Below are 441 nucleotides of genomic sequence, written 5' to 3' on the forward strand. Positions count from 1 at the left end.
GACTTCTAACATAATCCTGCAAATATCTTAGTTTTGCCCGGTCGTTGATGATACCTTCTCGGATATCGAGAACAGTTGATCCAGTTTCTCCAGTGAGTTCGACGGCGGTTGCATCATCCACGCTGCCGGAGGTAGCGGTTTCACGCACGGGACAGGTGGCTTTGATGCGCAACTTGCGACGACCAGCGGCAACATCAGCCCGAAGAGTATCGATTTCAATCTTGGCATTGGCGAGTTCCTGAGTGTGTCGGGTATCTAGTTCGTGGAGTTGCTTGATGCGCTCTTGCTGGGTGGTGTTGATGGTGACTTGTTCTGACAGGGATTGGCTGCGTAACTTATTCTCTTTCCCTAACTCAATATTTTCGTCAATCAGGTAATTACAAAGAAAACCTAGCAACGCAACGCCAACGAGTGAGAAAACCTGTAATTTCCAGTTCATAG

General features: G+C 48.1%; 1 protein-coding gene. It reads right to left on the reverse strand.

The window, feature by feature from the left end; translation table 11 throughout:
* Positions 1-439 (reverse strand): lysis protein (locus AAC854_RS23145; protein ID WP_340619135.1); only part of this gene is annotated, 439 nt, incomplete at its 3' end.
* Between the last annotated feature and the right edge of the window lie 2 nt (positions 440-441).

The sequence above is a fragment of the Xenorhabdus entomophaga genome (assembly GCF_037996725.1).
Taxonomy (GTDB): domain Bacteria; phylum Pseudomonadota; class Gammaproteobacteria; order Enterobacterales; family Enterobacteriaceae; genus Xenorhabdus; species Xenorhabdus khoisanae.